21 protein-coding genes and 4 tRNA genes are annotated in these 24,932 nt (G+C 64.6%); 18 read left to right on the top strand and 7 right to left on the bottom strand.

The window, feature by feature from the left end:
* Positions 1-8: 8 nt before the first annotated feature.
* Complete coding sequence (locus ACSQ3S_RS03310) at positions 9-1,229, bottom strand: MFS transporter (RefSeq protein ID WP_353403944.1); 1,221 nt, start codon at positions 1,227-1,229, stop codon at positions 9-11.
* A gap of 118 nt (positions 1,230-1,347) precedes the next feature.
* Between ACSQ3S_RS03310 and ACSQ3S_RS03315 the strand changes: the two genes are divergently transcribed.
* The 3 genes from ACSQ3S_RS03315 to ACSQ3S_RS03325 all read left to right on the top strand — a co-directional run bounded on the left by ACSQ3S_RS03315 (position 1,348) and on the right by ACSQ3S_RS03325 (position 5,736).
* On the top strand, positions 1,348-2,241 hold the full coding sequence (locus ACSQ3S_RS03315) for a LysR family transcriptional regulator (protein ID WP_436141579.1): 894 nt from the start codon (positions 1,348-1,350) through the stop codon (positions 2,239-2,241).
* 66 nt (positions 2,242-2,307) lie between these two features.
* A complete protein-coding gene (locus ACSQ3S_RS03320) occupies positions 2,308-3,885 on the top strand; it encodes a S41 family peptidase (RefSeq protein ID WP_436141580.1) in 1,578 nt (525 codons plus the stop codon).
* Positions 3,886-3,966: 81 nt separating this feature from the next.
* A complete protein-coding gene (locus ACSQ3S_RS03325) occupies positions 3,967-5,736 on the top strand; it encodes a M14 family metallopeptidase (protein ID WP_436141581.1) in 1,770 nt (589 codons plus the stop codon).
* A gap of 55 nt (positions 5,737-5,791) precedes the next feature.
* Here ACSQ3S_RS03325 and ttcA read toward each other — a convergent pair whose 3' ends face one another.
* Genes ttcA through ACSQ3S_RS03340 form a run of 3 tightly spaced genes read right to left on the bottom strand, consistent with a single transcriptional unit; the run spans position 5,792 to position 7,933 of the window.
* A complete protein-coding gene (ttcA, locus tag ACSQ3S_RS03330; protein ID WP_176652919.1) occupies positions 5,792-6,730 on the bottom strand; it encodes a tRNA 2-thiocytidine(32) synthetase TtcA in 939 nt (312 codons plus the stop codon).
* Positions 6,727-7,125: a dihydroneopterin aldolase gene (locus ACSQ3S_RS03335; RefSeq protein WP_176652918.1), complete on the bottom strand. Its 399-nt coding sequence runs from the start codon at positions 7,123-7,125 to the stop codon at positions 6,727-6,729. The genes ttcA and ACSQ3S_RS03335 overlap by 4 nt, the downstream gene beginning before the upstream one ends.
* Positions 7,126-7,150: 25 nt before the next feature.
* Complete coding sequence (locus ACSQ3S_RS03340; RefSeq protein ID WP_436141582.1) at positions 7,151-7,933, bottom strand: SDR family oxidoreductase; 783 nt, start codon at positions 7,931-7,933, stop codon at positions 7,151-7,153.
* 58 nt (positions 7,934-7,991) lie between these two features.
* Here ACSQ3S_RS03340 and ACSQ3S_RS03345 point away from each other — a divergent pair, with 58 nt between their 5' ends.
* Together ACSQ3S_RS03345 and ACSQ3S_RS03350 are read left to right on the top strand one after the other, a co-directional pair.
* Positions 7,992-9,143 (top strand): class I SAM-dependent methyltransferase, encoded by a 1,152-nt coding sequence (locus ACSQ3S_RS03345; protein ID WP_436141583.1) that lies wholly within the window; start codon positions 7,992-7,994, stop codon positions 9,141-9,143.
* A 116-nt stretch (positions 9,144-9,259) separates the two neighbouring features.
* Positions 9,260-10,294 carry a J domain-containing protein gene (locus tag ACSQ3S_RS03350; protein ID WP_436144988.1) on the top strand — a complete coding sequence of 345 codons (1,035 nt, stop codon included), beginning with the start codon at positions 9,260-9,262 and terminating at the stop codon, positions 10,292-10,294.
* Between the two features lie 18 nt (positions 10,295-10,312).
* On the opposite strand, the gene ACSQ3S_RS03355 is transcribed toward ACSQ3S_RS03350, so the two are convergent.
* Positions 10,313-12,037, bottom strand: a complete 1,725-nt coding sequence (locus ACSQ3S_RS03355; protein ID WP_436141584.1) for a methyl-accepting chemotaxis protein — start codon at positions 12,035-12,037, stop codon at positions 10,313-10,315.
* Positions 12,038-12,059: 22 nt separating this feature from the next.
* Positions 12,060-12,536 carry a chemotaxis protein CheW gene (locus ACSQ3S_RS03360; RefSeq protein WP_176652914.1) on the bottom strand — a complete coding sequence of 159 codons (477 nt, stop codon included), beginning with the start codon at positions 12,534-12,536 and terminating at the stop codon, positions 12,060-12,062.
* A gap of 252 nt (positions 12,537-12,788) precedes the next feature.
* Here ACSQ3S_RS03360 and ACSQ3S_RS03365 point away from each other — a divergent pair, with 252 nt between their 5' ends.
* Both ACSQ3S_RS03365 and ACSQ3S_RS03370 read left to right on the top strand, forming a co-directional pair.
* Positions 12,789-14,372 carry a DUF3369 domain-containing protein gene (locus tag ACSQ3S_RS03365; RefSeq protein WP_176652913.1) on the top strand — a complete coding sequence of 528 codons (1,584 nt, stop codon included), beginning with the start codon at positions 12,789-12,791 and terminating at the stop codon, positions 14,370-14,372.
* Between the two features lie 18 nt (positions 14,373-14,390).
* The gene (locus tag ACSQ3S_RS03370) at positions 14,391-15,920 is read left to right on the top strand and encodes an HDOD domain-containing protein (protein ID WP_176652912.1); all 1,530 of its coding nucleotides are present in this window, start codon (positions 14,391-14,393) and stop codon (positions 15,918-15,920) included.
* On the opposite strand, the gene ACSQ3S_RS03375 is transcribed toward ACSQ3S_RS03370, so the two are convergent.
* A complete protein-coding gene (locus ACSQ3S_RS03375; protein WP_436141585.1) occupies positions 15,907-19,191 on the bottom strand; it encodes an EAL domain-containing protein in 3,285 nt (1,094 codons plus the stop codon). The genes ACSQ3S_RS03370 and ACSQ3S_RS03375 overlap by 14 nt on opposite strands.
* A gap of 206 nt (positions 19,192-19,397) precedes the next feature.
* Here ACSQ3S_RS03375 and ACSQ3S_RS03380 point away from each other — a divergent pair.
* The 11 genes from ACSQ3S_RS03380 (at position 19,398) to rplL (ending at position 24,722) form a co-directional block, all read left to right on the top strand.
* Positions 19,398-19,481, top strand: a tRNA-Tyr gene (locus ACSQ3S_RS03380).
* A 58-nt stretch (positions 19,482-19,539) separates the two neighbouring features.
* Positions 19,540-19,613, top strand: a tRNA-Gly gene (locus ACSQ3S_RS03385).
* Between the two features lie 53 nt (positions 19,614-19,666).
* Positions 19,667-19,741 (top strand) — tRNA-Thr (locus tag ACSQ3S_RS03390).
* A gap of 108 nt (positions 19,742-19,849) precedes the next feature.
* Positions 19,850-21,040: an elongation factor Tu gene (gene tuf, locus ACSQ3S_RS03395; protein WP_209720678.1), complete on the top strand. Its 1,191-nt coding sequence runs from the start codon at positions 19,850-19,852 to the stop codon at positions 21,038-21,040.
* 66 nt (positions 21,041-21,106) lie between these two features.
* Positions 21,107-21,182: transfer RNA gene (locus tag ACSQ3S_RS03400), tRNA-Trp, on the top strand.
* A gap of 36 nt (positions 21,183-21,218) precedes the next feature.
* The gene (secE, locus tag ACSQ3S_RS03405; RefSeq protein WP_008444107.1) at positions 21,219-21,602 is read left to right on the top strand and encodes a preprotein translocase subunit SecE; all 384 of its coding nucleotides are present in this window, start codon (positions 21,219-21,221) and stop codon (positions 21,600-21,602) included.
* Positions 21,602-22,231, top strand: a complete 630-nt coding sequence (gene nusG / locus ACSQ3S_RS03410; RefSeq protein WP_353404756.1) for a transcription termination/antitermination protein NusG — start codon at positions 21,602-21,604, stop codon at positions 22,229-22,231. Before secE ends, nusG begins: the two co-directional genes overlap by 1 nt.
* Positions 22,232-22,355: 124 nt before the next feature.
* The gene (gene rplK, locus ACSQ3S_RS03415; protein WP_093561569.1) at positions 22,356-22,787 is read left to right on the top strand and encodes a 50S ribosomal protein L11; all 432 of its coding nucleotides are present in this window, start codon (positions 22,356-22,358) and stop codon (positions 22,785-22,787) included.
* 2 nt (positions 22,788-22,789) lie between these two features.
* On the top strand, positions 22,790-23,485 hold the full coding sequence (gene rplA, locus ACSQ3S_RS03420) for a 50S ribosomal protein L1 (RefSeq protein WP_117012693.1): 696 nt from the start codon (positions 22,790-22,792) through the stop codon (positions 23,483-23,485).
* Between the two features lie 259 nt (positions 23,486-23,744).
* The gene (rplJ, locus tag ACSQ3S_RS03425; protein ID WP_176655974.1) at positions 23,745-24,278 is read left to right on the top strand and encodes a 50S ribosomal protein L10; all 534 of its coding nucleotides are present in this window, start codon (positions 23,745-23,747) and stop codon (positions 24,276-24,278) included.
* Positions 24,279-24,350: 72 nt separating this feature from the next.
* Positions 24,351-24,722 (top strand): 50S ribosomal protein L7/L12, encoded by a 372-nt coding sequence (gene rplL / locus ACSQ3S_RS03430; protein WP_176655973.1) that lies wholly within the window; start codon positions 24,351-24,353, stop codon positions 24,720-24,722.
* Positions 24,723-24,932: the final 210 nt, after the last annotated feature.

Consider the following 24,932-nt stretch of genomic DNA (forward strand, 5'->3'; position numbering starts at 1 on the left):
CTCCTGCCTCACGCCGGCGTGCGCAGCGCAGCTGTGCGGCCGGCGTATTCCGTCAGCCAGTAGAGCAGGGCTGCGCCGTTGAAGGCCATGCCGGTCAGCAGCGCGGCGTGCCAGCCGTGCGTCGCGAACATCCAGCCGCCCAGCGCGGAGCCGAGCGCGCCGCCGGCGAAGAACAGCGCGAAGTACACGCCGTTCAGGCGGCTGCGCACTTCCGCGCCCAGCGAGAAGATGGCGCGCTGGCCCAGCACCAGGTTGGCCGCCACGCCCATGTCCAGCACGATGGACGCGATCACCAGGATGCCCAGCGCGACGTGGCGCAGCTCCGGAACCTGCGGCGCCACCAGCGGCAAGGCGAAGCCGGCCACGCCCAGCGCCAGCGCGGCGGCGGTGGCCATCAGCGTGTGGCCGGCGTCGGCCAGGCGGCCGGCGATGGGCGACGCCACCGCGCCGGCCATGCCGACCAGCGCGAAGATCGCGATGCCGGTTTGCGACAGGTGGAACTGCGGTCCGGCCAGCATCAGCGGCGTAACGGTCCAGAACAGGCTGAAGGAGCCGAACAGGCCGGCGTGATAGGCGGCGCGGCGGCGCAGCAGCGGCGTGCGCAGGAACAGGTGCCAGAGGGAGGCCATCAGCGCGGGATACGAGATCTTCGACGCCGGCATGCGCACCGGCAGCTTGGCGCGCAGCACCAGCGCCACCGCCAGCACGACCACGGCGGCGCCGCCGAACACCACGTGCCAGTTGGACCAGTCGGCGATCAGGCTGGCGGCGGGGCGGGCCAGCATGATTCCCAGCAGCAGGCCGCTGACCACTTTGCCGACCGTGTGGCCGCGCGTGGCCTCCTTCGACAGATGCGCCGCGAACGGCACGATGATCTGCGCCGCAACGGAGCCCAGGCCGATGCCCAGCGCGGCGGCCAGGAACATCCAGGCGCTGGTGCTGAACGCGGCCAGCACCAGCATGGCGGACGTGAACAGCAGGCCGCCGACGATCAGGCGGCGGTTTTCCAGCAGGTCGCCCAGCGGCACCACGAACAGCAGGCCGAGGGTGTAGCCGATCTGGGTCAGCGTGACGATCAGGCCGGCCGCCTGGGCCGACAAGCCGGTGGCGGCGCTGATCGGCCCGACCAGCGTTTGCGCGTAGTACAAATTGGCGACGATCAGCCCCGTCGCCGCGGCCAGCAGCAGCACCATGCCTGGGCTGATGTCGTCTTTTGCGGTATTGCTCATGTTGATTCCTCAAGTGGGATGGGATGAGCAAATTCTAGGCAAAAGCGGAGCAAAGATAATTAGGGCATAATGGTCCTATACTTTTCACATTATGTGAACAATGGACAGATTGAAAGCCATGCAGACTTTCGTCCGCATTGTGGAGGCGAACAGCTTCACCAAGGCGGCCGAGACGCTGGACCTGCCGCGCGCCGCGCTGACGGCCACGATGAAAAACCTGGAAGCCTTCCTGGGCGTCCAGCTGCTGCAGCGGACCACGCGCCGGCTGTCGCTGACGCCGGACGGCGCCGACTACTTCCAGAAATGCCTGGACATCCTGCAGGCGGTGGAAGCGGCCGAGGACACGTTTCGCGGCCAGGCGGCCAGCCGGCCCAGGGGACGGCTGCGGGTCGAACTGCCGGGCGCCGTCGGCCGCCTGCTGGTGATGCCGCACATCGCCGGCTTCTGCCGCGAGTATCCCGATATCGACCTGGTCGTCAGCCTGACCGAACGCCTGGCCGACGTGACGCAGGAGGGACTGGACTGCACGCTGCGCGTGGGCGAGCTGCAGGATTCGGCGCTGGTCGCGCGGCGCCTGGGCAGCATGCGCTTCCTGACTTGCGCCGCGCCGGACTACCTGGCGCGCCACGGCGTGCCGCAAACGCCGGACGACCTGCGCGCGCATCGCGGCATCATGCATTTTTCTGGCCGCACCGGCCGGCCGTTCGACTGGGACTACATGGTCGACGGCCGTGTCGTCATTGCCGATATCCGCGGCGCGATCGCCGTCACCGACCCGGAGGCCTATATCATCTGCGCCCTGCAGGGCATGGGCCTGATCCAGGCGGCGCGCTACCAGGTGCGCGACCACCTGGCCAGCGGCGCGCTGGTCGAGGTGCTGGGCGCAACGCTGCCGGCGCCGATGCCGATCTCGCTGGTGTATCCGCAGGGCCGCATGGCGTCGCCGCGTCTGCGCGTGTTCGCCGACTGGCTGGCGGGCCTGTTCCGCGACGATCCGGACTTGCAAACTTGAAAATTGTAAAAGACATTGCAATAAAGCATGAAACGGCGGTGCACCCACTATAATTCAGCGATGAAAATGCATCCCGCCCTTGTCGCCTTTGCGATCCTGTCGACCGCCTTGAGCGGCTGCGGCGGAGATTCTCATCCGATTGCGCCGGGAGCCCCGGAGCAACCCGTCACGCCCCCTGTGACGCCGCCGGTCACGCCACCCGTGGAACCGCCTGTCGAGCCGCCGGTGACGCCGCCAGTCACTCCGCCAGTTACGCCACCGGTCGGGCCACCCGTCATCGATCCCAATAATCCACCGGAATGGTTCTCGTTGAAGTCGCATTGCGAGCATCCGCTGCCAGGCAGCAGCGAGACGCAGGGCACGCTGCACGACGAAATGAAATGGCTGCGCTCCTTCTTCGACGCCACCTATCTCTGGTACAAGGAGATTCCAGCCGATCTGCGGTTGGAGGATTACAGCCGCGCGGTGGACTATTTCGCTGTGCTGAAAACACCGGCGGTCACCGCGTCCGGCCGCCTCAAGGATCGCTTCCACTTCACCTATCCGACGCCCGCGTGGGAAGCGCTGTCCAATGCCGGCACCGAACTGGGATACGGCCTGACCTGGGTCCGCAACGCGGATCCGGCGGCGCCGCGCACCTGGACGCTGACGATGGTGCACCCGGATTCGCCCGGTGCCGCGGCTGGCCTGCGGCGCGGCGACGGCCTGGTATCGGTCGATGGCGTGGCCATAGCCGATACCAGCGTCGCCGGCGTAGCGGCCCTCAACGCCGGACTGTTCCCGGTCAAGGCCGGCGAAACGCACCAGTTCATATTGAACCGCGCCGGCGTCCAGATCAGCGCCGCGATGACGTCGGTGCAAGTGGTAAAACCGCCGGTACAAAACGTCAAGCTGCTCGACACGCCGACCGGCAAGGTCGGCTACCTGCTGTTCAACGAACACAATGCGGTGGCGGAGGGGCAGTTGTTTGGCGCATTCACGATGCTGAAGCAGGCTGGCATCGCCGACCTGGTGCTGGACATGCGCTACAACGGCGGCGGCTATCTCACCATCGCCGCCGAACTGGCCTACATGATCGCCGGGCCGCAACCTACCACCGGCAAGGTGTTCGAGCAGCCGGTGTACAACGATAAAACCAAGGTGCAACCGCCCCAGTATTTCCAGGCCACGGCGGCCGGCTACAAATCAGCGGCGACGGTCAAGAATGGCACAGCGCTGCCGTACCTTGGCCTGAAGCGGGTGACCGTCCTGACCACGCCGGGTACGTGTTCGGCGAGCGAGTCGGTGATCAACAGCCTGCGCGGAGTCGATATCGAGGTCAACCTGGTCGGCGGCGAGACTTGCGGCAAGCCGTACGCCTTCACGCCGGCCGACAATTGCGGCACCACCTATTTCGCCATCCAGTTCCAGGGCGTGAACAACAAGGGTTTCGGCGACTACGCGGACGGCTTCGCGCCGACCTGCCGCGCCGACGACGACCTCGCGCATGCGCTGGGCGATCCGGCCGAAGGCGTGCTGGCGGCGGCCCTGAGTTATCGCGCCACCGGAGCCTGCCCGGCGGTCGCGCTGCGCAGCCGCCAGATCTCCGGCGGCATGCTGCTGGTGCGGCCGGAAGCGAAGGAAATTTCGATCCGCGATCGCTGACGCACAAAGCCGACTATAATTTTCAAGGTCTCCGATGCCGGTGCAGGCATCGGCCTCTCAACCCTTGCTGGAAGCCCGTCCATGATTCGTTCCGCCATACTGCTTGCCTTTGCCACCACCACCGCCGGCGCCTTCGCCGCCGCTCCTGCCTCCCCACTGAGTACGATCTCCGAACGCTCCGGCTTCCAGAACACCGGCCGCTATGACGAAGTCGCCGACCTGTGCGCGCGCTTCCAGAAGGCGTATCCGAAGCAGGTGCGCTGCTTCAGCTTCGGCCGCACGCCGGAAGGACGGACCATGCTGGCGATGGCGGTTACCCGCACCGGCGCGCTGACCGCCGAGCAGGCGAAGAAACGCGGCATCCCGGTCATGCTGATACAGGGCGGCATCCACGCCGGCGAAATCGACGGCAAGGACGCCGGCTTCCTGGCCGTGCGCGAGGCGCTGGAAAACAAGGCGGCGCCGGGCGCATTGGACAAGCAGGTGCTGTTGTTCGTCCCGGTGTTCAACGTCGACGGCCACGAACGCTTCGGCAAGTGGAACCGTCCGAACCAGCGCGGCCCGGTGGAAATGGGCTGGCGCACCACGGCGCAGAACTACAACCTGAACCGCGACTACGTCAAGGCCGACGCGCCGGAAATGCAGGCCATGCTGGCGCTGGTGAACGCCTGGGATCCGCTGGCCTACATCGACCTGCACGTGACCGACGGCGCCAAGTTCCAGCCCGACGTCTCGATCCAGGTGGAGCCGGTGCACGGCGGCGACGAGGCGCTGAAGACCGCCGGCGCGGCGCTGCAGAACGCCGTCATGGCGGACCTGAAGTCGCAGGGTTCCGATCCCAAGCCGTACTACATTTCGTTCGACAAGGACGACGATCCGGCTTCCGGCTTCGTCGACAGCATGGCGACGCCGCGCTTCTCCACCGGCTACTTCCCGCTGCGTAACCGCTTCGCGATGCTGGTCGAGACCCACTCGTGGAAGGACTATCCGACCCGCGTGCGCATCACCCGCAACACCATCGTCTCGTTGCTGTCGCAGGTGGCCGCGCACGGCAAGGAATGGCAGAAACTGACGCAGGAAGCGGACGCGCGCGCCGCCGCCATGGCCGGCGCCGAGGTCCCGATCAGCTACCGCACCACCTTCAACGTCAAGACCATCCAGTTCCCCGGCTATGAATACGCGCGCGGCTACTCGGAAGTGTCGGGCGGCCTGATGACGCACTACGACGAGAGCAAGCCGCAGATGTGGACCGTGCCGCTGCGCGACGAAGTTGTGCCTGACCTGAAGATCGCCGCACCGCAAGGGGGCTACCTGGTGCCTGCGGCCGATGCCGCATGGGTAGGCGCCAAGCTGGCGCAGCACGGCATCGGCTTCAAGGTGGTGGCGTCGGACCAGATGTCGGCCGAAGTCGAAACCTTCCGTGCGACCAAGACCAAATTCGGCGCGCAGTCGTTCGAAGGCCACCAGTCGCTGGCGGTGGAAGGCGACTGGGCGCGCGAGCGCCGCAGCCTGGCCAAGGGCGCGCTGTTCGTGCCGATCGCGCAGCCGAAGGCGCGCCTGGTGATGGCGATGCTGGAGCCGCGCGGCGCCGATTCGCTGCTGGCCTGGGGCGAGTTCAACAACGCCTTCGAGCGCAAGGAATACATGGAGGAGTACGTGGCCGAGGACGTCGCGCGCGAACAGCTGGAAGCCGACCCGGCCCTGCGCGCCGAGTTCCAGAAAAAGCTGGACAGCGACGCGGAGTTCAACAAGAGCCCCGCCAAGCGGCTGGAATTCTTCGCCCGCCGCCATGCGTCATGGGATGAGCGCTTCAACCTCTACCCGGTGATGCGCACCGCGCAGAAGTACTAATCAAAAACCAAGCAAAAAAAACGGGCCTCGGCCCGTTTTGTGTTGTAAGGCCTGGTCAGCCTTGTTGCAGCGGGATGATGCCGGGCACGGTAGCCGGCGTCGAGCATGGCTCCTCGTCGAAGGCGATGTCGCCCAGCGGGTTGGCCTGGCCGTCGGCCTTGATGTCCTTGAAGCCGAACAGGTCGCGGTCCATCAGGTGCGACGGCACCACCGTCGACAATGCCGAGAAGATGTTCTCGACGCGGCCCGGATGCTTCTTCTCCCACTCGCGCATCAGGCCCTTGATCTGCTTGCGCTGCAGGTTTTCCTGCGAGCCGCACAGGTCGCACGGGATGATGGGGAAGCCTTTGACTTCGGCGTAGCGCTCGGTGTCTTCTTCCTTCACGTAGGCCATCGGGCGGATCACCATGTGCTTGCCGTCGTCCGACACCAGCTTGGCCGGCATGCCCTTGAGCTTCCCGCCGAAGAACATATTCAGGAAGAAGGTCTCGAGGATGTCGTCGCGGTGGTGGCCCAGCGCGATCTTGTTGCAGCCCAGTTCATCGGCCACGCGGTACAGGATGCCGCGGCGCAGGCGCGAGCACAGCGAGCAGGTGGTTTTGCCTTCCGGGATCAGGCGCTTGACGATGCTGTAGGTGTCCTGGTTCTCGATGTGGAACGGGATGCCCAGTTGCTTCAGGTAGGCCGGCAGGATGTGGTCGGGGAAGTTGGGCTGCTTCTGGTCCAGGTTGACGGCGACGATCTCGAAGTCGATCGGCGCGCGCTCGCGCAGCGTCATCAGGATGTCCAGCAGCGCGTAGCTGTCCTTGCCGCCCGACAGGCAGACCATGACCTTGTCGCCCTGCTCGATCATGTTGAAGTCGCCGATGGCCTGGCCGACCAGGCGGCACAGGCGCTTGTGCAGCTTGTTGTTTTCCAGCGCGATTTTTTCGGCCGACTTGCCGGCCGGCTTGTCGATCGCCGCGGCCGCTACGTTGTCCAGTACTGCGTTCATACGTTTTCCTTGATTTTGAATACTTCCACGCCCACGCCTTCGCAGTCGGGATACACGTCCGGCTTCATGGTCGACACGCGGGCCGCGCGCACGCGCGGGTGTTCCAGCATGGCGTGCACGATGTCGTCGCACAGGCTTTCCTGCAGATGCACGTGGCCGCGCGCCATCAGCTTGGCGATGGTGTCGCGCATGAAGTCGTAGTCCACCACTTCCTCCAGCTGGTCCTTGACCGGGGTGGAGACGGCCAGCGGGATATACAGGTCGACGTTGATCAGCAGACGCTGCTCGCCCTTTTTCTCGAACTCGTAGACGCCGATGTTGATCAACACTTCGTAGTTGCGCAGGAACAGGCGGCGGCAGTCGTTCAGTTGCGGGTGAATCAGGGCGGACAGCATGGATAACCTTCTTTCGATTTTAAATTTATTTGGCCAAAAACATCACGTCGCGCGGCAGCGCCATCAGGTGCTGGCCGCCGTCGACCAGCAGCGTGGTGCCGGTCAGCGCGCGCGCCGTGGCGGCGTAGACCACGCTGTCGGCGATATCTTCCGGGGTGCTGGAGCGGCCCAGCGGGGTTTGCCGGTGCGCTTGGGCGAAGCCGGCTTCGGTCTGGTCGCCGGACACCATCGTGATGCCGGGCGCGATGCCGACCACCCGCACCGTCGGCGCCAGCTGCTGCGCCAGCATCGTGGTGGCGGTGTGCAGGGCCGCCTTGGACAGGGTGTACGACAAAAAATCAGGATTGAGATTGTACAGTTTTTGGTCGAGCAGGTTGATGACGACGGTTTGCGCGCCGGCCGGCGTGGCCGCGTGCAGCGCCTGCGCCAGCAGCACCGGCGCGGCGACATTGGCGCGCATGTGGGCGTCCAGCCGGGCGGCGGTGAAGTCGGCGGCGTTGTCGTAGTCGAACAGCGAGGCGTTGTTGACCACGCAGCCCACAGGCCCCAGCGCGGCCACGGCGCGCGGCAGCAGCGCGCGCACTGCGTCCTCGTCGGACAGGTCGCATTGCAGCGCGACGGCGCGCCGGCCCAGCGCGGCGATCTCCGCCGCCACCTGGCGCGCCTCCGCCTCCGAGGCCCGGTAGTGCACCGCCACGTCCCAGCCGGCGCGCGCCAGGCCGAGTGCGATGGCGCGGCCGATGCGGCGCCCGGCGCCGGTGACGAGGGCGGTTCCGGCCCCGGATGAATTGTCCTGTGCTGTGGTCATGCTGTCCAAAATGAGTGGTTCTGGCGGCGACGCGCGCCGATTCGCTACAATGCCGGTTATGTCCCTACCCGTACCTTCCAGTGACGCGCTGGCCGCGTCCCACGCCCTGCAGCACCTGATCGCCGCCGAAATCGAGCGCAACGACGGTGCCATCTCCTTCGCCCGCTATATGGAACTGGCGCTGTACGCCCCCGACCTGGGCTACTACAGCGGCGGCTCCGCCAAACTGGGCAAAGATGGCGATTTTACAACCGCTCCCGAGCTCACGCCGCTGTTCGGCGCCGCCCTGGCACAGGTCGCAGCCGCTATTATCGCCCAAAGCGCGCCGAACATCCTCGAATTCGGCGCCGGCACCGGCAAGCTGGCGTTCGACATCCTGAGCGAGATGGCCGTCGCCGGCGTGCACGTCGAGCGCTATTTCATCGTCGAGCTGTCGGGCGAGCTGCGCGTGCGCCAGCAGGAAAAGCTGCGCGGCTTTCCACAGGTGGTGTGGCTGGACGAGTTCCCGGACGCCTTCGACGGCGTGGTGGTCGGCAACGAGGTGCTCGACGCGATGCCGGTCCACCTGGTCACCAAGCACCCGGACGGCTGGCAGGAGCTGCGCGTGACGGTGCGCGACGGCCGCTTCGCCTACCTGGAGGCGCCGGCCGGCGAGGAGCTGCAGGCGCAGATCGCGCTGCAGATCGCCGAACATGACAGCCTGCCGGTCGGTTACGTGACCGAAGTGCACGGCGTGGCCTGCGGCTTCATGGCGACGCTTGCGCGCATGCTGCGCAACGGCCGCGCCAACGCCGCCATGCTGTTCGACTACGGCTTCCCGGCGCACGAATATTATTTCGGCCAGCGCGCGGCCGGCACGCTGATGTGCCACTACCGCCACCATGCGCACGCCGACCCGTTTTATTACCCCGGCCTGCAGGACATCACCGCCCACGTCGATTTCACCGCGATGGCGCTGGCGGCGCAGGAGGCCGGCGTCGAGGTGCTGGGCTATATGAACCAGGCCGGCTTCCTGATCGGCGCCGGCGCCGGCGAGCTGCTGCTGCGCACCGACCCGTCCGACACCATGGCCTACCTGCCGCAGGCCGGCGCGCTGCAAAAACTGCTGTCGCCGGCCGAGATGGGCGAGCTGTTCAAGGTATTGGTGATCGGCAAGAACGTCATCTTGCCGGACGCCATTACAGCCCACGACCGTACCCACCGTTTGTAGATAGAATGGCACAATAGGCAGAATAGCAAGCGTTTTCCGCAGCAGTTCGCCGGGTTGGCGGGCGCGAGATCGGATATGATGAATGACGCGCGCTCGCCGGCAAACAATTAGGAATGATGGGAAAGATACACACACACTATGACAACCTGAAGGTGTCGCGCATGGCGCCGCAGGAAGTCATACGTGCCGCCTACAAGGCGCTCAGCCAAAAATACCACCCGGACAAAAATCCGGGGGATGAGAAGGCTGCGCGCATCATGGCTATTCTCAACAGCGCCTACGACACCCTGTCCGACGCCCAGCGCCGCAAGGAACACGACGAGTGGATCGCCGCCGAGGAGTGGGAGATCGAGTGGCTGGAGAGCACCCGCCACGAGGATGGCCGCGGCGGCGACAAGCATCGCCACGACGCGCCCGAACGCGCCTGGGGCCCGGAGCATGTCAGCGAGGTGCAGCACACCCGGCGCCTCGGCGGCTGGCGGCTGTGGGGCAGCCTGGCGGCCTGCCTGGCGCTGGGCTGGGCCGGCGGCGCGACCATGGTTTCCGATCAGCACCTGCTGTCGTCCGCGCTGGCGGCGGCCTGGGGCGGCAAGGCCGGCAAGGACGACGACGCCGCGGCCAAGCCCGAGGTGCGCGCCGTCAAGCCTGACGCCAAGAGCGAGCTGCGCGAGGCCTGGGCGACGACGCGGCCGTATTATCCGGAAGCGAACGGCGCCAAGCCGGCGCCGATCAAGGTGCTGGCCTTGTCGCAGGTGATATTGCCGAGCGCCGGCGCCGATTGCGACGCCGAAGCGCAGACCCTGGTCGCGCCGAACGGCGAGCCGTGGCCGACGCAGTCCGGCTACATGACCGGCTTCCCGGTCAGCAACCGGGGCGAGGACATGCAGCTGACGCTGGACAACGCCGGCAATGCCTCGTCGGTGTTCATCAAGGTCTACGACACCGAGCGCCACGCCAATGTGCGCTACGCCTACGTGCAGGCGCACGACAAGCTGGTGGTGGACAAGCTGGCCAACGGCAAATACGAAATCCGCTACCAGAACCTCGATATCGGCGCCAACCAGAGCGGCTGCGCGCCGGCCGGACCGCAATCGAGCCGGACGGCGGCCGCCGGCGCGGAAGTGGTGGCGGCGCCGCCGGTCAACAACTAAGTCTTCAGAACCGGGTCTTCAAAACTCTTCCCAGCCCCCGTCCAGTTCTTCCTTCGGCTTGGCTGCCGGCCTGGCCGCTGGTTTTGCCGCTGGTGTCGCGGCTGGTTTTGCCGCAGCCTTGGCCGCCGTCAGCCGCGGCGCGGCGGCCTTGGCCGGCGCCGCCTTTACCGCCGGACGCGGCGCGGCCACGGCCGGGCCGCCGCTCAGTTTGAAGACGCTGACCGAGGCCGACAGCGTGGCCGCCTCGTCCTGCATGCTTTGCGCGGCGGCGGCGGCCTGCTCGACCAGCGCGGCGTTCTGCTGCGTCATCTCGTCCATCTGCGAAATCGCTTCGTTGACCTGCTCGATGCCCAGGCTTTGCTCGTTGCTGGCCGAGGTGATCTCCGCCATGATGTCGGCCACCTGCTGTACCGACGTGACGATCAGGCCCATGGTCTGGCCGGCCTCGTCGACCACCGCGCTGCCGCCGTCGACCTTTTCCACCGAATCGTCGATCAGCACCTTGATCTCCTTGGCCGCCGTGGCCGAGCGCTGCGCCAGGCTGCGCACCTCGGACGCCACCACCGCGAAGCCGCGTCCCTGTTCGCCGGCGCGCGCCGCTTCAACGGCGGCGTTGAGCGCCAGGATGTTGGTCTGGAAGGCGATGCCGTCGATGACGCCGATGATGTCGACGATCTTGCTGGAGCTGGCCTTGATCGACCCCATGGTGTCGACCACCTGCGCCACCAGCTCGCCGCCGCGCGTGGCCACCGACGACGCCGAGATCACGAGCTGGTTGGCCTGGCGCGCGTTGTCGGCGTTCTGCTTGACGGTCGACGTCAGCTGTTCCATCGACGAGGCGGTTTCCTCCAGCGAGCTGGCCTGCGATTCGGTGCGGCCGGACAGGTCCATGTTGCCGGTGGCGATCTCGCCCGAGGCCTGGCTGATGGTGCTGGTGCTGCGCCGCACTTCGTGCACGGTGGAAGCCAGGCTGTCGTTCATGTGCTTGAGCGCGGTCAGCAGCTCGCCGGTCTCGTCCTGCGAGTGCACCTCGATGCGGGTGGTCAGGTCGCCGGCGGCGACCGACTTGGCGATGTCGACCGCCTCCTCCAGCGGGCCGGTGATCGAGGCGGTGATCCACAGCGCCAGGGCGGCCGAGGCGATCAGCGCGACCACGCCCATGACGATCATCATGTTGCGCGAAAAATCGATGTGGCCGGTGGCGACCTTGCCGCCGTCCTCGATGTCGGCCTTCTGCTGCTTGACCATGGCGCTGGTCAGTTCCAGCAGCGCGTCCAGGTCGGGGAAGGTTTCCTTGTTCATCAGCTCGGCGGCCTTGTCCCTGTCGTCCGCCTCGACCATGTCGGCCACCTTCAGGAACGACACGCTGTAGGCGGCGCGCGCGGCCTGGATTTTCGCCAGCAGCGCCTTTTCCTCCGGCGTGTCGGTCAGCGTGGCCAGTGCCGCCAGCGCGGCGTCGATGGTCTTCTTGTCCTGGTCGATCCGCTCGTAGCTCTTGGCGCGCAGCGCCTTGTCGGTGACGACGAACAGGGCCAGCACGCGGCGCGCGTCCTCGCGCGCGGCGCTGTCGATGACGGAGGCCGCCGAGGCGCTGGGCCAGTCGCGTTCGACGATGCCCTTGGTGCTGCTGCTGATGGAGCCGAAGCGGCCGATCGCCGTCGCGATCATGATCAGCATCAGCAGGACCATCAGGCCGAAGCCGGCGCTGAGACGGGTTTTTATCTTGTAGTCGGTCAGGTTCATGATTGCCTAGTTGAGGTGTGGTTCAGGTGGCGGCGACATCCATCAGGCCCATCTCTTCGCTGGACATCAGCTTGTCGATGTTGACCAGGATGAGCATGCGTTCGTCGATGGTGCCCAGCCCGATCATGTAGTCGGAACTGAAGGCGGTGCCCATCTCCGGCGCCGGCTTGACCTGCTCCGGCGTCAAGGTGGTGACGTCGGAAACCGAATCGACCACCATGCCGACCACGCGGCCGTTGATGTTGAGGATGATGACGACGGTGAACTGGTCGTACACCGGCGCGCCGAGGTTGAACTTGATGCGCATGTCGACCACCGGGATGATGATGCCGCGCAGGTTGATCACGCCCTTGATGAACTCCGGCGCGTTGGCGATGCGGGTCACCGCTTCGTAGCCGCGGATCTCCTGCACCTTGAGGATATCGATGCCGTATTCTTCGGAGCCGAGGGTGAAGGCCAGGAACTCCCTGCCGGCGATATCCGAGGCATTTTCTTGCATGACGAACGCTCCCTGTTATTGTCCTTGAAATGTTGATCCCCGCGTTGCCTGCATCAGTCGTCCGCGGCGCCGCGATCCTTACAAATGGCGTATCAAGAGTATCAGAGTCGGCAGGCGATGACGAGCCTGGAAAAGTCGCGTATTGTAAAAACGCGCACCTCTGTTGCTATCGTTTCCGATGGGGGTTGTCACAGGGGGGGAATCTGATTATGCTAGGCTTAAGATTAGCCTAGCGCCCCACCAGGAGACCGTATGACCGATTCCACCGCCGCAGACGACAACTGGCTGATCGACGAAGACGAAGAAGAGCTTCCGGTCGCCGGTCTGGGCGCCCCGGATCAGCGTTTATGGCGGGTGCTGATCGTCGACGACGACGTCGACGTCCACGCCGTCACCCGCCTGGCGCTGCGCAATGTCAGCTTCAAGGGCCGCGAGCTGGAACTGTTCTCGGCCTACAGCGGCCGCGAAGCCTACGACATCCTGCGCGACACGCCGGACATCGCGCTGGTGCTGCTGGACGTGGTGATGGAGACCGACGACGCCGGCCTGATCCTGGCGCGCCGCATCCGCGAGGAACTGCATAATCCTATCGTGCGGGTGGTGCTGCGCACCGGCCAGCCGGGCCAGGCGCCCGAGCAGCGCGTGATCATCGAATACGACATCAACGACTACAAGGCCAAGACCGAGCTGACCACGCAGAAGCTGTTCACCACGGTGATCTCGGCGCTGCGCGCGTACGAAAGCCTGAACATGCTCGAGCGCAGCCGCATCGGCCTGGGCAAGATCCTGGCCGGCGCCACCAACCTGTACCAGATCCACTCGCTGCGCGAATTCGCCTCCGGCGTGCTGAACCAGGTCAGCGCGATCCTCGACGTCGGCTCGGACGGCGTGCTGTGTCTGATGCAGGGCGACACCGGCGTCACCACCGTGGTGGCGGCCACCGGCGGCTACGCCCAGCTCAACGAGTCGGAACTGATGCCGACCGGGCACCCGCTGTGGCCGACCATCGCCAAGGCCTTCGCCGAGAAAAAGAGCCAGTTCGACCACCCGGCCAACGTGCTGTTCATCCACACGCAGGAAAACCGCGAGGTGGCCATTTCCGTCACGCCGCCATGGCCGCTGGCGCAGATCCAGCGCGACCTGCTGGAAGTGTTCTGCCAGCGCATCGCCGCCGCGTTCGACAACCTGTACATGTTCGGCCAGCTGCGCAAGGCGCAGGAGGCCACCGTGGTGGCGCTGGCCGACCTGGCCGAGTTCCGCGACAGCGGCACCGGCGGCCATGTGCGCCGGGTGCAGATGCTGTCGTCGTCGCTGGCCAACCGGCTGGCCGAGCGCGGCGTCTATGCCGACGAGATCACGCCGCAGCTGCTGGAGATGATAGGCCTGGCCAGCATCCTGCACGACGTGGGCAAGGTCGCCACGCCGGACCACATCCTGCTCAAGCCGGGACCGCATACGCCGGAAGAGCGGGCCGAGATGCAGACCCACGCGGCGGTCGGCAAGTCGATCCTGGAGCGCGCCGCCCACATGGTCGACGGCGTCAGCTACCTGACCTACGGCGCGGAAATCGCCGGCGGCCACCACGAGCACTTCGACGGCAACGGCTATCCGAACCAGCTGGCGGGGCGCGCGATTCCGATCTCGGCGCGCATCGTCGCGGTGGTCGATGTGTTCGACTCGCTGCTGCACGAGCGTCCGTACAAGGAGCCGTGGCCGCACACCGAAGTGATGACCTACATTAAGGACCGCGCCGGCAAGCAGTTCGATCCCGAGGTCGTCGCCGCGCTGCTGGACCTGATCGAGCGCGACCCGACCATCGGCCACACGCCGGACTAAGCCAGATCGAATCATGCCATGCCAACCACCACCGCCCCCCATGACGGCGAACTGCGGCCGGTGCGCGGCGCGCTGCTGAAGAAACTCAGCGGCGACGAAGGCATGTTTGCGCTGGGCGCGTCGGTGGCGCGCGTGGTGCAGCTGGCCGATTCCGACGACCAGGGCACGCAGAGCCTGGCCTACTACGTGCTGTCGGACGTGGCGCTGACGCAGAAGGTGCTGCGGCTGGCCAACACGCCGACCTACCGCGCCGCCGGCGGCACCGCCGTCACCACCATCTCGCGCGCGATCTCCCTGCTCGGCTTCGACAACGTCAAGACCACGGCGATGGCCATGCTGCTGGTCGACACGCTGGCCAACAGCCGCCACGCGCACAGCGTGCGGGTCGAGCTGGAGGCGGCGCTGTGCGCCAGCCTGGTCGGCCGCGAAATGGCGCGGCTCAGCGTCTACCAGGGCGCCGAGGAGGCGGCGATCGGCGCCCTGTTCAAGAACATCGGCGCGCTGGTGGTGGCCTCGCACGAGCACGCGCTGTTCCGCGAGATCGCGCTGCTGACGGCGGCCGGCAAGCTGACGCAGGCGCAGGCCGCGCTGCAGGTGCTGGGCTGCAGCTACGACAGCCTGTCGGCCGCCATCCTCAACGAATGGAAGATCCCCGACGTGATCGTGCGCTCGCTGGCGCCGCTGCCGCCGGGCGCGCAGAAGCCGGCCGCCAGCCGCCAGGAGTGGATGCGCCAGGTGGTCTCGTTCAGCATGGACACGGCGCGGCTGCTGGCGCGGCGCCTGCCGGCCGACGGCGACGAGGGCAGGGCGCTGGCGCAGCGCTACGGCGCGGCGCTGAACCTCGACCCCGACCGGCTGGCGCTGCTGTTCAGCACCGTGGCGCGCGACATGGACGGGCTGCTGGAGAGTTTGCAGATGGGCGGGCAGGCCGACCCCGACGAACCCGGCGCGGGCCTGCCCAGCGTGCTGGCGCAGGCGGCGATGGGCGCGGCCGAGCCGCAGCAGGGCGCCCACCCCAGCGGCAAGCCGTACAACGCGCGCGACCTGCTGCTGGCCGGCGTGCAGGAGGTGACGCAGATGCGCGCCGGCGGCCACGGCAAGGTCAACGACATCATCCAGGCGGTGCTGGAGACGCTGTACCGCGGCATGGGCTTCCGCTTCGCCGCGGTGTGCCTGAAGGACGTGCGCAGCGGCCAGTACCGGGCGCGCGTGGCGTTCGGCGAGCGCCACGCGGAGCTGCAGGCGGGCTTCGTGTTCCCGGTGTCCAGCGACGGCAGCCTGTTCCACCTGGCGATGGAGAACAACGCCGACCTGATGATCGCCGACGCCAGCGCGCCGAAGATCCGCGCGCTGCTGCCGGAATGGCACCGCAAGCTGCTGCCCGACGCGCGCAGCTTCATCGTGCTGCCGCTGGTGGTGAACGGGGTGCAGCTCGGCCTGTTCTACGCCGACCGCGCGCTGCCGGCGGCGGAAGGCGTGCCGCCCGACGAGACCTCGCTGATCCGCGCGCTCAAGGGGCAGGTGCTGGTGGCGCTTACGCCGGCGTGACGCTGGCCTCGGCCGCCGCGGCGGCCGAAGCCGCGCTGCGCACCATCGCCTCGAACTGGGCCACCGGCATCGGCCGCGCGAACAGGTAGCCCTGCGCCTCGTCGCACTGCTTGGAGCGCAGGAAGTCGCGCTGCGCCTCGGTCTCCACGCCCTCGGCCACCACGCCCAGGCCCAGCGAATGGGCCAGCGCGATGGTGGCGGCGACGATCACCGCGTCGTTCGGGTCGCTCTCGATATCCTTGACGAAGCCGCGGTCGATCTTGATGCGGTCGATCTCGAACAGCTTCAGGTAGCTCAGCGACGAATAGCCGGTGCCGAAATCGTCGATCGCCACCTTGATGCCGCGCGAACGCAGCTCGACCAGCAGCGCGCGGCTGCGTTCCGGATCCTGCATCGCGGCCGATTCGGTGATCTCCAGTTCCAGCAGCGACGGCGCGATGCCGTGGCTGGCGATCAGCCGGTCCAGGTGCGGCAGCAGGCCGGGGCCGTGGCACTGGCGCGCCGACAGGTTGACCGCCAGCCGCAGGTGGGCCAGCTCCGGCGTGCGCCACGACGCCAGCAGCCCGCTGGCGCGCTGCAGCACCCAGTCGCCCAGCGGCAGGATCAGGCCCGATTCCTCGGCGATCGGGATGAAGCGGTCCGGCCCCACCATGCCCAGCTCCGGATGGTGCCAGCGCAGCAGCGCCTCGGCGCCGATGATGCGCTGCGTGGCCAGTTCGACCTGCGGCTGCAGGTACAGCTCGAATTCGTTTTGCTCCAGCGCCTGCCACAGGCGGTTCTCCAGCAGCAGGCGCTCGTGGGTGGCGGTGTTCATCGCGGCCGAGAAGAACTGGAAGTTGCCGCGGCCCTGGCTCTTGGCCGCGTACATCGCGGTGTCGGCGTGGCGCAGCAGGGTGCTGCCGTCATCGCCGTCGGACGGGAACATGGCGACGCCGACGCTGGCGCCGCTGTGCACGGCCTTGCCTTGCAGCTGGTACGGCGCGCTCAGCGAATCGACGATGCGCACGGCGATGTTGGACGCCTCGTCCGGCGTGACCGGGCCGGAGGTGACGACGATGAATTCGTCGCCGCCGAGGCGGGCGATGATGTCGACTTCGCGCATCAGCTCCCGCAGGCGCTGGGCCACCGCCGCCAGCAGCAGGTCGCCGGTCTGGTGGCCGTGGGTGTCGTTGATTTTCTTGAAGTGGTCGAGGTCGATGAACAGCACGGCGGCGCTGCCGTTGGCGCGGCGCGTCTGCGCCAGCAGCTGGTCCAGCCGCAGGTTCAGCGACAGCCGGTTATCGAGGCCGGTCAGCGTGTCGTGGTGGGCCAGGCGGTGGATGCGTTCCTGCGCCAGCTGTTGCTCGGTCAGGTCGTGCAGGATGGCGACGAACAGGTGCTCGTCGGGCAGCTCCACCTCGCTGACCGACATCGCCAGCGGGAACTCGCTACCGTCGCTGCGCCAGCCGGGCAGCTCGTATTCATGGGTGACGCCGCAGGCGATCATGCGCAGCAGGCCGGCCGCGTCGAGGCCGGCGGCGTCGCCGACGCCGACCGGCAGCAGGCGGTCCAGCCGCAGCTTGATCATGTTTTCCGGCGCGTAGCCGAACAGGCGGCCGGCGGCGGCGTTGGCCGACATCAGCACGCCGTCGCCGTCGATGGTGAGGATGGCGTCGGCCGCCTTGTTCAGGATCGCCTGCAGCCTGGCCTCGCGCTCGCGCAGGCGCGAGGTGCTGTCCTTGACCTGGGCCTGGATGCGCGCGCGCTCGCCGCTGATCAGCATCATCAGGGTGCCCAGCAAACCGGTCAGCAGCAGGCCGCAGGTCAGCACGGTCCAGCTTTGCCAGCCGCGCTGCTGCTGCAGGTATTGCGGCGTCGGCGCCAAGGTCAGTTCGTAGATGCGGCCGCCGAAGTGCAGCTGGCGCTGGAAGTCGTCCGGCTCGACCGCGCGCCGCAGGTTGTCGCGCACCACGCGGCGCGGGCCGTCGTCGTCCATGTCCTCGAAGCGCAGCAGGAAGTGGCCGAACTCGGAGCGCTTCAGCGCCTGGTCGAGGAAGGCGCCGAACTGCATCGAGATCAGCAGCGAGCCGATGGCCTGGTGGCGGTTGTTGTTCGGATAGACAGTTTGCATCAACAGCAAGCCGGGGCCGTTCAGCGTGCGCGCCAGCTGCAGCGGCGCGGTGGCGGTGGGCTGGCCGGACTGGATGGCGCGCTCCAGCGCGGCGCGGCGGCTGTCCTCGGACAGGAAGTCCAGCCCCAGGTAGGCGCGGGCCGGGGCCGGTTCGACAAAGGTGGAGACGAAATAGCGCCGGCGCGGCGGCGCCACGCGCAGGGCGTCGGCGTCGTCGCGCTGGCGGATCGCGTAGTCGGGCGCGACGTGGACGCGGGCCCAGGCCTCGAACGCGCCGCGCTCGTTGCCGGCCACCGGCGTCAGCCAGGCCATCGACAGCAGCTCGGGGCGCTGGTCCAGGTAGCCGTGCGCCAGGTTGCTGAAGTCGTCCGCGCTGAGCGTGCGGCGCGGATCGTTGAGGGCCTTGGCCATCGCGTAGACGAAGCGTTCGTGTTCGCTGAACTGGGCCTGCAGCAGGTCGCCGGTCTGCTGCGCCTTGAGGCGGAAGGTTTGCAGCTGCTGGCTGTTTTCCCAGCGGTCGGCCTGCAGGTAGATGGCGATGAAGGCGGCCGCCGACAGCAGCAGCGGCAGGCCGACCAGCAGGCGCCGGCGCGACCACAGCGCGCGTGGGCGGCCGATGACGATCCACGTCAGCGGCGCGGCCAGCAGGATGCCGATGGTGTCGCCCATCCACCAGGCCAGCCAGTCGAAGATCACGGTGTCCCAGCGCAGGATGCCGACCAGCACCATGCCGCCCAGCGCGATGCTGCTGCAGACCACGGTGACCGTGCAGGCCAGCAGGATGAAGCGCACCACGTCGCGGCCGGAGCCGATGCCGGGATCGATGTAGCGGCGGAACAGGCCGCTGCCCAGCCATGCCTGCAGGGTGGCGCCGACGGCGGCGCCGAGCGCGCCCAGCAGCGCGGCGGAGGTGATGCCGGTGGGGCTGAGGGCGGGGTAGACCAGGTTGATCGCCAGCGCGCCCAGCGTGACGGCCGGCAACAGGCGGGCGCCGCCGGTCACGCAGCAGGCCAGCGCGATGCCGGCCGGCAAGAAGATGGGGGAAGCATAACCGGGCGGCAACGCCAGCAGCAGACCGAGGCGGCCGGTACCGAAATAAAGGGCCAGCAGGCCCAGGTTCGCCAGCACCAGGCTGCGCAGACTACCGCTACGATTGTTCAACTGCGGGGCTCCAGATGTCACAATGGTCAGCCGATTGTATAGGAATTCGTTCAACATAAAAACAACACTTGCACATTTGCAGGAGGTGCAGTTAAAATCTCGCCCCGAAGCAGACGGTTCATCCTTCCAGCGCGAAAAAACGCAGTAAAAGCGTAAGGCGGGGTTGACAGGTCAAGGTAATTGCTTCATACTCTGCGGTTCCTCGCGGAGGGGTGGCCGAGTGGTTAAAGGCGACAGACTGTAAATCTGTTCTTTCGAGTACGCTGGTTCGAATCCAGCCCCCTCCACCAAGTTGTTGCAGGAAGACTGAGTGGTGCAGTGATAGAAGTGAAGAATTGAACAATCCTCGCGGGTGTAGCTCAATGGTAGAGCAGAAGCCTTCCAAGCTTACGACGAGGGTTCGATTCCCTTCACCCGCTCCAGTGTTGTTGCAATGCAGATGCGCAAGCAGGGCATCGTGAGCAGTACCCAATAAGCCCTTGTAGCTCAGTGGTAGAGCACTCCCTTGGTAAGGGAGAGGCCACGTGTTCAATCCACGTCAAGGGCACCAGAATTCGCAGTATCCGCAGCACCGCAGCATATATAAGTACATACGCAGCATCATCAAGACAGTCGGGCGCGAGCCCAGGCAATCACACCAAATCGTTAGGAGTCTAAAATGGCAAAAGAGAAATTCGAGCGGACCAAGCCGCACGTTAACGTCGGCACCATCGGCCACGTCGACCACGGCAAGACCACCCTGACCGCTGCGATCGCAACTGTTCTGTCGAAGAAATTCGGCGGCGAAGCTAAAGCATACGACCAGATCGATGCTGCTCCAGAAGAAAAAGCACGCGGCATCACCATCAACACCGCGCACGTCGAGTACGAAACCGCCGGCCGTCACTACGCTCACGTTGACTGCCCAGGTCACGCCGACTACATCAAGAACATGATCACCGGCGCAGCGCAGATGGACGGCGCGATCCTGGTTTGCTCCGCAGCCGACGGCCCTATGCCGCAGACCCGCGAGCACATCCTGCTGGCCCGTCAGGTTGGCGTTCCATACATCATCGTGTTCCTGAACAAGTGCGACCTGGTCGACGACGCGGAACTGCTGGAACTGGTCGAAATGGAAGTTCGTGAATTGCTGTCGAAATACGAATTCCCAGGCGACGACGTGCCTATCATCAAAGGTTCGGCCCGTATGGCGCTGGACGGCAAAGAAGGCGAAATGGGCGTTGACTCGATCATGCGTCTGGCCGATGCGCTGGATTCGTACATCCCTACGCCAGAGCGCGCAGTGGACGGCGCCTTCCTGATGCCAGTGGAAGACGTGTTCTCGATCTCGGGTCGCGGTACCGTTGTGACCGGTCGTATCGAGCGCGGCATCATCAAGGTCGGCGAAGAGATCGAAATCGTCGGCATCAAAGATACCGTCAAGACCACTTGCACCGGCGTGGAAATGTTCCGCAAGCTGCTGGACCAGGGTCAAGCCGGCGACAACGTCGGTCTGCTGCTGCGCGGCACCAAGCGTGAAGACGTGGAGCGTGGCCAGGTTCTGGCCAAGCCAGGTTCGATCAAGCCGCACAACCACTTCACCGGCGAGATCTATGTCCTGTCGAAAGACGAAGGCGGCCGTCACACCCCGTTCTTCAACAACTATCGTCCACAGTTCTACTTCCGTACGACTGACGTGACCGGTTCGATCGAACTGCCAGCGGACAAAGAAATGGTTATGCCAGGCGACAACGTGTCGATCACCGTCAAGCTGATCAACCCGATCGCGATGGAAGAAGGTCTGCGCTTCGCAATCCGCGAAGGCGGCCGTACCGTTGGCGCAGGTGTTGTGGCGAAAATCATCGCCTAAGGAATAGTGGTCGTACCACCAGGGGCGTCTCTGGTGGTATAATCGTTATCCTTTGTAGTTTTACGTAGGGACGTAGCTCAATTGGCAGAGCGTCGGTCTCCAAAACCGAAGGTTGGGGGTTCGATGCCCTCCGTCCCTGCCACCGTTTTCAGGTGCAGGGCACCGAAAGTAAATATAAATGTCAAATCAATCCGTGCAGACCGTCAGCACGTCGAATGACAAGATTAAGGTTGCTCTGGCAATAGCCGTTGCAATCGCAGGTGTGGTCGGGTTTTATTACCTGTCAGACAAACCAGCTCTCGTACGCGCAGGCGCACTTGTAGCTGGTTTGGCTTTTGCCGTTCTGCTCTTGTGGACCTCGACGACTGGCCGTGAATTCCTGAATTTCGCCAAAGAAGCCGTACGCGAAACGAAAAAGGTCGTTTGGCCTACCCGTCGCGAAGCTACCCAGATCACTGGCATCGTGTTTGCCTTTGTGCTGGTGATGGCGTTGTTCCTGTGGGGCACGGATAAGACACTTGAGTTCCTGTTGTACGACGTCATTCTGGGTATACGAAAATAATGAGCGAAAATGTGCAAGATGGCGCGGCGGGCGTCCCCGGGCCGGGTGACGATCAGCCGCAAGATGCTGGCGCAGCGCCAATCAGCGTACCGGTGAGCAACAAGCGCTGGTACGTTGTACATGCGTATTCCGGCATGGAAAAAAGTGTCCAGCGTGCCCTGATGGAGCGCGTCGAGCGCGCCGGCATGCAAGAGCAGTTTGGCCAGATCCTGGTGCCGACCGAAGAAGTGGTCGAAGTCCGCAACGGCCAAAAGTCCGTCACCGAGCGTCGTTTCTTCCCAGGTTATGTGCTGGTTGAGATGGAAATGACCGACGAAACGTGGCACTTGGTGAAAAACACCAACAAGGTGACCGGCTTCATCGGCGGCAAATCGAACAAGCCGACCCCGATTCCAGCGCGCGAGATCGACAAGATCATGCAGCAGATGCAAGAGGGTGTCGAGAAGCCGCGGCCGAAAGTGCTGTACGAAGTGGGCGAGCAAGTCCGCATCAAGGATGGCCCGTTCACCGATTTCAACGGCAATGTCGAAGAAGTCAACTACGAGAAATCCAAAGTGCGCGTGTCGGTTACCATCTTCGGTCGCGCCACTCCGGTGGAACTTGAGTTCGGCCAGGTCGAAAAAGTATAAGCAGCACCGTTCGCCAGAACGGGCGACGGTGTGAAAACCACCGCAAATCTGGCGCAAGAGGAGCCCTGCCCTGCAGAACACGCATGGTGGGGCGCTACTACTCATATCCAAGATAGGAGCCATCATGGCAAAGAAAATCATTGGTTTTATCAAGCTGCAAGTGCCAGCTGGTAAAGCAAACCCATCCCCACCGATCGGTCCAGCTCTGGGTCAACGCGGTCTGAACATCATGGAATTCTGCAAAGCGTTCAACGCGCAGACCCAAGGTATGGAACCAGGCATGCCGATTCCAGTCGTGATCACCGCGTTCGCTGACAAGTCCTTCACCTTCGTGATGAAGACCCCTCCAGCGACCTACCTGATCAAGAAGCACTCGGGCGTCACCAAAGGTTCGCCGAAGCCACATACCGACAAAGTCGGTAAGCTGACCCGCGCTCAAGCTGAAGAAATCGCTAAATTGAAAACCCCAGATCTGACCGCTGCCGACATGGATGCTGCTGTACGCACCATCGCTGGTTCCGCACGTTCGATGGGCATCACGGTGGAAGGTCTGTAATCATGGCAAAACTGTCCAAACGCGCTAAAGCTATCAAAGCCAAAGTTGATAGCACCAAAACCTACGCATTCGACAACGCTGTCGCTCTGATCAAGGAACTGGCCACCGCCAAGTTCAATGAATCGATCGACGTGTCGGTACAGCTGGGTGTGGATCCTAAGAAGTCGGACCAGGTCGTTCGCGGTTCCGTCGTGCTGCCAGCCGGCACCGGCAAGACCGTTCGCGTTGCTGTGTTCGCTTCGGGCGAAAAAGCCGAGCAGGCTAAAGCCGCCGGCGCCGACGTAGTCGGTATGGAAGACCTGGCCGAGCGCGTCAAAGCCGGCGACATGCCTTTCGACATCGTCATCGCTTCGCCAGACACCATGCGTATCGTTGGTACCCTGGGTCAGATCCTGGGCCCGCGCGGCCTGATGCCTAACCCGAAAGTCGGCACCGTTACCCCTGACGTCGCTACCGCCGTGAAAAACGCGAAAGCCGGCCAGGTTCAGTACCGTACCGACAAAGCCGGTATCATCCACGCGACCATCGGCCGCAAGTCGTTCGCTGACGCAGATCTGAAGAGCAACCTGGTTGCCCTGATCGACGCACTGAACAAAGCCAAGCCAGCCACCAGCAAGGGTGTATACCTGCGCAAGGTATCGCTGTCGTCGACCATGGGCGCTGGCGTCCGTGTCGACCAGGCTACCCTGGCTGCTTAAGTTTTACCGTATTAAGTCCTTGGGCTGAAAAGCCTGGGGCAGTTCTTTGGGATGGTTGTCGTTGCTTCGGCAGCGGCAGCCAACAATCAAAGACCGTTGGGCTCAGCGCATCAGGCAGGCGCCGGGTTAATTGAATTTTTCACCCAACGCAGATGGTGTACCCGATCAAGTTTCGTAGTCCATTGGACTCCTAAACCTCGGACGCCGTTGTTCGAACCGATGGCAGGCAGTTGCCCGTCATCATTTAAGGAGGTTGACCGTGGGTCTCAATCTGAATGACAAAAAGGCCGTCGTCGCCGAAGTTTCCGCAAAAGTAGCAACTGCGCAAACTATCGTCGTGGCCGAATATCGTGGCATCCAGGTTGCTCACTTGACGCAACTTCGTGCCAAAGCGCGCGCTCAAGGCGTGTACCTGCGAGTGTTGAAAAACACCCTCGCACGTCGCTCCGTCGAAGGCACGCAGTTCGCCAGCCTGGCAGACAGCATGACCGGTCCGTTGATCTACTCGATCTCGGACGATGCCGTTGCAGCAGCTAAAGTCATCGCTGACTTCGCTAAAACCAACGACAAACTGGTCATCACCGCAGGCAACTACGCAGGCAAGCAGCTGGATAAAGCAGCTGTTGCAGCGTTGGCGAGCATTCCTAGCCGTGAAGTCCTCATTTCGCAGTTGTTGGGCGTTATGCTGGCTCCGGTGTCGGGCTTTGCACGTGGTCTGGCTGCTCTGGCAGCGAAAAAATCCGAAGGCGCTCCTGCTGCAGCTGCAGCGGAAGAAGCCCCAGCCGCGGCTTAATTGCCGCAGCCGGTTTTTTTCTCAAGTACCAATCTGATGTATTAACGAATCAAAAAATTATTGGAGTTTCAAATGGCAATTAGCAAAGACGACATCCTGAACGCAGTTAGCGAAATGTCCGTAATGGACCTGAACGAACTGGTCAAAGCATTCGAAGAAAAATTCGGCGTTTCGGCCGCTGCAATGGCTGCTCCAGCAGCTGGCGGCGCTGCTGCAGCGGTTGCTGAAGAGCAAACCGAGTTCAACGTTGTTCTGACCGAAGTCGGCGCAAACAAAGTTGGCGTTATTAAAGCAGTTCGCGAAATCACCGGTCTGGGCCTGAAAGAAGCCAAAGACGTGGTTGATGGCGCTCCTAAGACCGTTAAAGAAGCCCTGTCGAAAGCTGACGCTGAAGCCGCTAAGAAAAAGCTGGAAGAAGCTGGCGCCAAGGCCGACCTGAAGTAATCAAGTTGTACGGCGGCTAGCTAGCGCCACGAGCCAAAGCTGCGGATTTCCTTTCGAAAGGGAGGAAATCCGGCTTTGGCTCCTTTGTCGTCCTCGTCGTATTTGTAGCGTTTGTCCAACGCCGCAGTTTGAAGCAGTTTTTATATCATCAGCTGGAAATGGTAGAAGTTTCAGGTTTCGTCTGTGTGACATGCAGCCGATCTTGTTGCT

Source organism: Duganella sp. LjRoot269, assembly GCF_964254095.1.
Classification (GTDB): Bacteria; Pseudomonadota; Gammaproteobacteria; order Burkholderiales; family Burkholderiaceae_D; genus Rugamonas; species Rugamonas hordei.